Here is a 6,453-nt window from a genome sequence, read left to right as displayed (position 1 = left end):
TAATTTTTCTGACGATAAGTTGAATAGATGACTGTCTAATTCAATAGACGTTACCTGTTTACTTATTTTAGCCAGTTTCGTCGTTAAATGCCCTTTACCTGTTCCAATTTCGTAAACGGTATCGGTTTCTTTTAAATTCAATTGTTTTATTATTTGGTTGAGTACTTTTTCACTCGTTAAAAAGTTTTGAGAATATTTTATATTTTTGTTCATGTATTGCCCCTTTACTCAAATAATGATAAAAGTCATCTGTGTGCATATGCACAGACTTTTCCAAATCTGATTCTTTTGCAACAACAGATGCCGTTGTAGTTTTTCCTGTCCCCGGCGCACCTGTGATTACAATAATTCTACCTTGATTCATCTATATTTTACCTCCACAAATTCCCGATTTGTCGTTCTGTTTAGTCCCCAAAGAACCTACTAAACCAGCTACGCTTTTGAACCGGTTCTGTCTCACGCTCCGGCTGATCGGCTCCGGACTTGCCGGAAAGAAGCTGCTGATGCATTGTCCCAGCATGGAGAGCCTGGGCCGCTGCCGCAGTCTGCTGTGCCGTCACCAACGCCGAGCTGACCTCCGCCAACCTTGCGTTCAGTTCCTCGATCTGCTTGTCCTTTACAGCAAGTTGCTCGCTTTTCCGGTCTAATTCTCCCTGCAGCATAGCGATCAAAGTGGTTTCGCAAGTTTCGCAACTTGCTTTCGCCTGTTGCGAAACTTGCTTTCGTTCAACACCTAAATAATGCTGATATATGGCGGTTTTTTGACTTTCGCTGATTGCGAAACTTCCTTTCGCATCTTTCGCAACATGGTTTCGCCTACACCATGCACGAACTGCCTGTTCCGACACGCCACATTCTATTGCAATTTCCGTTATTACACCCGCCAAATATCATCACCACTCTTTCATCCGGAGTTAATCTCAAAACAAATCGCTATGAGATCCCGTCCTTATCAATTTCAAAATCAAAGTCTGCCGAACAACTTTATAGACCAACAGCCAGTCCGGCTCGATGTGACATTCTCTCATGTCCTTATAATTTCTGGAATTAGTGAGAGCATGATCTCGATACGCCTCCGGCAACGGCTGCTCGTTACACAACAGCGTGATCACTTCCTCCAACTTCTTCGGATCGCAGCCTCTCTTGATCGCAAGCTTGTAATCTCGTTTGAACTGCCCCGAAAACTCCGGCTTAAGCATTCAGCGCCTCCATCAGATCTGCAACGCTATCAAACGGACCATACATATCCTCTCCCTTTTCTGCCGCCTCCATCGCCGCATAGGTAACAGCATTCGGCTCGTCAACCTTGACTTCAAAGGGAAGTCCATGACACCTAAGTGCCTGTCGATAAAAAATACCCGTTGCCGTACTCAAATCCATTCCGAGGGACTTAAAGAGAGCTGCCGCCTGTGCTTTCAGCTCCGGCTCCATTCTTATCGTCATATTTCCTTTAGCCATAATAGCACTCCTTTCCTCGTCATTTTTAGCTTGCACTAATATTATATTCAATATTCGTGACATTTGCAAGTGCATTGCAAATGTTTTTTTGCAACTTTTCTATGAACAGTGCTTTCTATATGCTAACACCGCAGCGTGTACATTTAGGGGGTGAAAAAGCCTTATTTCGCGCGGTTTTCAAGCCTCGTTTTCGGTGGGGTAATATAAAAACCCTTACCCGCCCCGAAAACGCCTTGTAGGGCGTTTCTGGGGCGTTTACAGCCCTTTCTTAAATTCCTCCACCAACAGATCGCTCAAAGCCTGTGATGGGCGTATTTTGACCGTTATATGCCCCTCCGGTACGGTGTCCCACCATTTGCGGATCGTTTTCGGATCAAGTCCGGTGTCCCTATGACAATCGGCCTTGCGTCCCTCTGGATGCTCCTGCCGCCACGCATAGACTTGCGCTTTCTTTTCTTCTGCCCCTTTTCTTCTCCATGTGCCGCCAGGATAATCCACTTCCTGCACCGCCCTTGCTCTTTTCAAATGCTCTTTCTGTGATCTACCATTCCTCTTGTTGCGCTCGATGCGAACATCGGTCAGAGCTTCAATATCGGAAATCGTGAAATTGTAATACTCCTTGTCGTAGGCTTCCAGCGCACTCCGTATATCTTCCTCGGTCAATGCGTTCTCATGCTTCACCATCTGCAGATCATCAAAAGCCTCTTTCATATCCTGCCGGAGCTGCTGCTTCGACACACCGCATTTGTAAGCATAGATAGCAAGGCACATCAAAAAGAAATACCGATGCCCGCCCTTTATCTCTCCGATCTGCCGCAGCCACCAATGGTAGAGCGCATACGGATCATCACCATGCACCTTTCCGGCAATATCCCACTTCTTGCGTCCTTTCTCGCCTCTCACAACAACACGCTCATACCACTCCGGATATGCCTCCCTCGCCTCAGCTCGTGTCATTTTGGATGGGCTGAAAGGCTTATTGACATCCACCCTGTTTTCTGGCTTTGCGTAGGCGTTCAGATAATCCAGCGTTACCCGTTCTCCGGTACGGAAAGCGACCAGCTCCGTCCCATGCTTGTCATTGATGCTGCCCACCATGCGGAAGCTCTGATTGATGGATTGATACTGGATCGCCTTGACCTGCGAAGTGCTGCCATACTCCCATAGCCGGAAAGTGAGGTCATATTTCAGACTTTTAAGCTGAATTTTTATATTCGGGTATAGGTCAATCGGCTGCTGGAAAACATAGTAGATATGCAGCCCTGTCCCCGACAGAACAAGGAAAGTCGGCATCGGCAACCGGCGCACTCGCTCCGGATCGCCGCCAAAGCGCAGAAAGAGGTTGCGCAGCTCGGCAAGACCTACGCCATCCAGATCGAAGATCAGAGCATACATCCGCTGGGCGTTCTCCAGCCTGTTCTCCTTTCTGCGATATGCAAGACCGCTGCACAAAGTAAGGCTGTTCCCCTCGACAAACTCCATGTAATCCTGTTCCCATGTGTCGTTATACATCTTCCTGCGCCGGAGCTTCTTATCCTCGCTCTGTTCGTCCCGATACAGATACACAGCGTTCGGATGGGAAAAATCCGTGTGCCGTTCTCCGGAGTTCTCATTGTCCGGAAACAGCTCTTTATAAAACTCATAGCCTCCGACCTCCGGATATTGTGCGCTCAAATACTCGTAGCAGCCTCGATAATTCTCGGTCATATTACCACCTCACAAAAGAAAAAGTACCAAAAAGAAAATCCGCTGCGGCGGGGATCGCCTGCGGGCGGGAAGGGGGAAAAGGGGGAGCAAAAGAGCGGCGGCTACGCCGCCTTAAAGAGAAAGTCACCTCCCCCTTTTCCCCCTCGCTGCGGGGCATTGAAAGTGCCGCCACTATGGAAAACCCGATGGGTTTACCACAGTGGCTTGGAAAACCTCTAACGAGGTTTACCACACTTCCAACACCCCTCCGCTCACCCCCCTTTTCCCCTCCGACTTTCTCCCTTTCAGAGAGAAAAAATATAGGTTGGGAGTACCCTTACAGGGGGCTTAGATTATCAATACAGCAATTCCCTATTTTCAGTTGTTATTATAGCCTGTCCGAAAGAGATTTTCAAGCCCTCCGGACAGGCTTCTTTTACAGCTCCATGCCGCCCATTCCTCGCTGGTGCTGCTGTTGCTCCTGCTGCTGTCCAATCTCCGGATCGGGCAGCAGCTCCCTCGCCTTTTCAAGCAGAGGACGCAGACGCTCCGGCAAGTGTTCTTCCAAGAAGTCCAGCATCCGACCGATGCCGTCCGTCAGACGCTCGGTGAAGCTGCGTTCCTCCTGCAGCTCGGATTGCAGATAATAGTTTTCATCGCGCAGCCTCCGGTTTTCCTGTTCAAGCCTCTGCTGCCGCTGCGCTTCTTCCAGCCGCTTCTTCATGGACGGCACCTGTGACCGCAGACGGGTGTTTTCCTCCGTCAGCTCCTGTACCTTGTGCCGATCCGTCACGCTGCGCAGTGCCATTTTCTTTAGCTGCTCGACCTGATCCACCGTCACGCCCTTTACTGCCCCTGTGAGCGTCTTTTCCGGCTGAATATCATGCAGGGGTGCATTTACCCTGTCAGCCTCCTTTAAGAGCCGCACAGTGCCTTTCAGAGCGTCCCGCTGCCGTTCCAGCTCAGCAACCTCCCGCTCTACTGCCGCTGTCTGCTGCTGCACCGCTTCCAGCCTCGCAGCCGCTTCCTTGAACTGCGGCAAGTCCATGTGCGGTCTGTTCGTGCCGAGAGAGATAATTTCAAAATCGTGCCGCTGGGCGATCTCCGTCAGAGCTTCTTTCTCCCGTTCCATCCACGCCGCCCATTCGGTCTGCTTTCTGCCGACACCGACAAACCCCTGCTGCTTCAATGCCTGTTTCATAGATACCCTTGTAGAAAGTCCTCTTGACTGCTCCGTTGCCACAGGGATAAAATCGACATGGAGATGGGGCGTTGCCTCGTCCATGTGCAGCACCATATTGAACACCCGCAGATGGGGGTTGCGTTCTGCAAAAGACTCCGCAAAATCTTTCAGAGCTGCCGCCGCCCGTTCTCCGTCCGGCGTACCGCACCCACAGTCGCTCATGTTGCCGATCTGGAAGATCGCTTCATGGAACAGCTTTTCCTGTTTACTCTGCCGGATATGCTCATAGTAGTCCGGTATCTTATCTCTCGTTTTGGTTTTCTTTGCGTTGTAGGCTGCGAGAGCTTCATCAAAGACCATATGATAGACCTGCTTCAGATCCTCGTTGCAGAAAACAATGTTCTGCTCCGTCCGGCTCCGGTCTACATTCGCCGCTGAGAAGCTGCGGTTGTTGTGCCGGATGCTCCCTGCACCTGTCATACCCGAAATCGTAACTCCCATAAAATCGCCCCCTTTCCGCTTATTCTTCCGTCCTCTATTTTATCATAAATTTCCGCTAAAAACAACCTCTTTGTTACTTTCTGGTGAGAAAGTAACGCAAAAGCACTTTCACACCGCCACCCCATCGGTGCAGCGGTGTGAAAGTGCTTTGCGCCCCTAAAGGGGAGGGGTTGCCGGAGCTGCTTCACTGCCGGCTCGTGCCTGCTGCTCTGCCAGCTCCGGAGGGGCGCTGCCCCTGCCGTCTGCGGACGGCTCCCCGACCTTCATCCCACCGATAAACTGGAATTGTCTAAAATAGTAAGGCCGTACCGCTTACTATTTTTTCTTTTACTGCTGAAACAGTATCTTTGATTGAATGCGTAGTTGTATCTATAACATTTAATTCATAGATTCCTAAATTGGAAAATTGATTCCACATTGTTTCAACTAATTCAATATTTGTTTCTCTGTCTAACTTTGAGCGTTCGATAGCTCGCTTCATAGTTTCTTCTTTACTTGCCCTTAGTGTACTTCATAATGCTCTTGAACAATGTTGAGCCACGGCTCTAAAAACCACGGTCCTACAATGCCATCTACAATTACATCATATCCACCACGAGCATATCGCTTCGCAGCTTCTAAAAACGCTTCAATGACAATCAAATTTTGCTCATTTGATTCTGGCAAATGCGGTGGTAATCACTCCTTCTTAATTACAAATTTTTAGCATCTAATTTAACTTCAATTCCTATTATACAAAATTTTAAGATACTGCACTAAAACGATTTTTTTAATACAATATTGTTGCCACACTTAGGACATTTTCCTACAAGGGGTCCCGAGCGCTTAGTGGGAATTTGTACCCCTTATCGATACAAATTCCCCGTAGGCGCTAGGGACCTCTTTAGCTCCTTGGAAGCTGTCAGTAGTATACCTAATAATTTATCTACATTCCCTTTAGTAACGTGTAACTTTCCAAATTTACAAAAGCGACTCATAGAATTATTTCCTCCCGTTAAATAATAGATAACTATTAAAAATAGACAATACTTGCTCATAAGTAACGGTACTTAAATTGTTTACTTTGGCGTGTTTCATTGCTTGATGAAACTGATTTTTAGTAAACAGTTGACGATATTCTCGATTGACCCATTTTGAAACAAAGTACGTATATAGCTTCCAATATTTATCTGGAACATCTGTGGTATGGCGGGTAAGTTTTATTAAGACACTGTTTACTTTTGGTTTAGGATGAAAGCATTCCGCTGGCAGCTTAAGCAATTGCTGAATCGAGACTTGAGTGTGCAAGAGCAACCCTAGTGTTCGGTGAATATCCAAGGTACGCTTGTAGAATCCTTCTTCAACAATCAGATAGATGTCAGACGCATGGCTTTCAAAAACCACTTTTTTAATAATTTGTGTGCTTAAATGGTAAGGAATACTCCCAACAATTTTATACCTCTGTTTGTTAGGGAATTGAAACTGTAGAATATCTTGGTGAATTAAAGTGACACGAGTATTCAGTTTTAATTTTTCTGACGATAAGTTGAATAGATGACTGTCTAATTCAATAGACGTTACCTGTTTACTTATTTTAGCCAGTTTCGTCGTTAAATGCCCTTTACCTGTTCCAATTTCGTAAACGG

10 protein-coding genes are annotated in these 6,453 nt (G+C 47.3%); all 10 read right to left on the bottom strand.

Going from position 1 to position 6,453, the window contains the following annotated elements:
- On the bottom strand, nt 1-213 hold a 213-nt coding region (locus tag H8695_RS11505; protein WP_222395071.1), incomplete at its 3' end, for an rRNA adenine N-6-methyltransferase family protein.
- Nucleotides 170-364, bottom strand: a complete 195-nt coding sequence (locus H8695_RS11500; RefSeq protein WP_430393583.1) for a zeta toxin family protein — start codon at nt 362-364, stop codon at nt 170-172. The genes H8695_RS11505 and H8695_RS11500, both read right to left, overlap by 44 nt.
- Before the next feature lie 40 nt (nt 365-404).
- Nucleotides 405-848: a hypothetical protein gene (locus H8695_RS11495; RefSeq protein WP_228117300.1), complete on the bottom strand. Its 444-nt coding sequence runs from the start codon at nt 846-848 to the stop codon at nt 405-407.
- Nucleotides 849-920: 72 nt separating this feature from the next.
- Nucleotides 921-1,199 (bottom strand): type II toxin-antitoxin system YafQ family toxin, encoded by a 279-nt coding sequence (locus H8695_RS11490; protein ID WP_021632616.1) that lies wholly within the window; start codon nt 1,197-1,199, stop codon nt 921-923.
- On the bottom strand, nt 1,192-1,458 hold the full coding sequence (locus tag H8695_RS11485) for a type II toxin-antitoxin system RelB/DinJ family antitoxin (RefSeq protein ID WP_033119556.1): 267 nt from the start codon (nt 1,456-1,458) through the stop codon (nt 1,192-1,194). Before H8695_RS11485 ends, H8695_RS11490 begins: the two co-directional genes overlap by 8 nt.
- A gap of 255 nt (nt 1,459-1,713) precedes the next feature.
- Nucleotides 1,714-3,165, bottom strand: a complete 1,452-nt coding sequence (locus H8695_RS11480) for a hypothetical protein (RefSeq protein WP_199488597.1) — start codon at nt 3,163-3,165, stop codon at nt 1,714-1,716.
- Between the two features lie 415 nt (nt 3,166-3,580).
- Complete coding sequence (locus H8695_RS11475; protein WP_015517767.1) at nt 3,581-4,828, bottom strand: plasmid recombination protein; 1,248 nt, start codon at nt 4,826-4,828, stop codon at nt 3,581-3,583.
- 289 nt (nt 4,829-5,117) lie between these two features.
- Nucleotides 5,118-5,309 carry a hypothetical protein gene (locus H8695_RS11725; RefSeq protein WP_430393581.1) on the bottom strand — a complete coding sequence of 64 codons (192 nt, stop codon included), beginning with the start codon at nt 5,307-5,309 and terminating at the stop codon, nt 5,118-5,120.
- Nucleotides 5,310-5,329: 20 nt separating this feature from the next.
- Nucleotides 5,330-5,494, bottom strand: coding sequence for a hypothetical protein (locus H8695_RS11720; RefSeq protein ID WP_430393582.1), 165 nt, complete (start codon nt 5,492-5,494; stop codon nt 5,330-5,332).
- Between the two features lie 315 nt (nt 5,495-5,809).
- On the bottom strand, nt 5,810-6,453 hold a 644-nt coding region (gene erm / locus H8695_RS11465; RefSeq protein WP_231433320.1), incomplete at its 5' end, for a 23S ribosomal RNA methyltransferase Erm.

The sequence above is a fragment of the Feifania hominis genome, assembly GCF_014384765.1.
Taxonomy (GTDB): domain Bacteria; phylum Bacillota; class Clostridia; order Oscillospirales; family Feifaniaceae; genus Feifania; species Feifania hominis.
The sequence above is the reverse complement of the archived record's forward strand: the minus strand, read 5'-3'. Positions and strand labels throughout refer to the sequence as shown.

What these genes read in the sequence shown, in the direction of transcription:
- H8695_RS11500 (WP_430393583.1), bottom strand. Translation starts at nt 364, where the DNA reads ATGAATCAAGGTAGAATTATTGTAATCACAGGTGCGCCGGGGACAGGA.
- H8695_RS11490 (WP_021632616.1), bottom strand. Translation starts at nt 1,199, where the DNA reads ATGCTTAAGCCGGAGTTTTCGGGGCAGTTCAAACGAGATTACAAGCTT.
- H8695_RS11485 (WP_033119556.1), bottom strand. Translation starts at nt 1,458, where the DNA reads ATGGCTAAAGGAAATATGACGATAAGAATGGAGCCGGAGCTGAAAGCA.
- H8695_RS11480 (WP_199488597.1), bottom strand. Translation starts at nt 3,165, where the DNA reads ATGACCGAGAATTATCGAGGCTGCTACGAGTATTTGAGCGCACAATAT.
- H8695_RS11475 (WP_015517767.1), bottom strand. Translation starts at nt 4,828, where the DNA reads ATGGGAGTTACGATTTCGGGTATGACAGGTGCAGGGAGCATCCGGCAC.
- H8695_RS11725 (WP_430393581.1), bottom strand. Translation starts at nt 5,309, where the DNA reads ATGAAGCGAGCTATCGAACGCTCAAAGTTAGACAGAGAAACAAATATT.